Below are 743 nucleotides of genomic sequence, written 5' to 3' on the forward strand. Positions count from 1 at the left end.
CTTACTGTTGCTATCTTATGATTCATTTCTCTCACATCATCAAATAAATCAATAACGCCCTTATCCTTACACTCTTCAATTTCATTAAACAACTGTATACTTTTACACAAAGGTACCAAATCAGATATTTTAAATTTACCAACTACTAGCTTATTTATATCTACATATTTATCTTTTTCCAGTTTGATGAGTCTTTTTATTTCTTTATTCATCATAGGATATTTAGCTACCCTGTCTTCTAATATTGTATATTTTACACTTATGGTATTTAATTCTATACCGTAAACTTGTGAACATTCACTTATAATCGTTTTCCTATAATCTAAATTACTGAGTATTATAAAAATAGGCGGAACAATAATTATAATCAAGCTTATTATAATGATGTATATCATAAAACCCCCTCCTATCCTGAAACTTTTTCTAATAACTTAGTATTGGTCTGTTCTAGTGAGGTGATACGTGCCTTGAAATTGCTTTTGCAAGTACGGCATACTCTTGCATTTTCCTTTTGAGCAGATATACGCTCTTTTTCTAGCTTTTCCATAAACTGTTTCTTATTTTTATGATTTAGCCACCCCCAAAAAGCTGTGCCTATATTAATGATACCAACCACACCATTGATTATACCTAAAATAGTATTTATTTGATTTAAACCCGTCCAATCCATACCCTCACCTCATGATTATCACACCTAAATAATACATTTTTTGTAATTTTTTGTCAAACTATACATAAAAAAA

Annotated in this window: 2 protein-coding genes; both read right to left on the minus strand. The window is 29.3% G+C overall.

The window, feature by feature from the left end; genetic code table 11:
* A partial coding sequence (locus KSZ58_RS22360) for a hypothetical protein (protein WP_217752958.1) occupies positions 1-395 on the minus strand: 395 nt, incomplete at its 3' end.
* A gap of 11 nt (positions 396-406) precedes the next feature.
* Positions 407-670, minus strand: coding sequence for a hypothetical protein (locus KSZ58_RS22365; RefSeq protein ID WP_044906392.1), 264 nt, complete (start codon positions 668-670; stop codon positions 407-409).
* Positions 671-743 lie beyond the last annotated feature (73 nt).

Source organism: Erysipelatoclostridium sp. DFI.2.3, from assembly GCF_019132535.1.
Classification (GTDB): domain Bacteria; phylum Bacillota_I; class Bacilli_A; order Erysipelotrichales; family Erysipelotrichaceae; genus Clostridium_AQ; species Clostridium_AQ innocuum.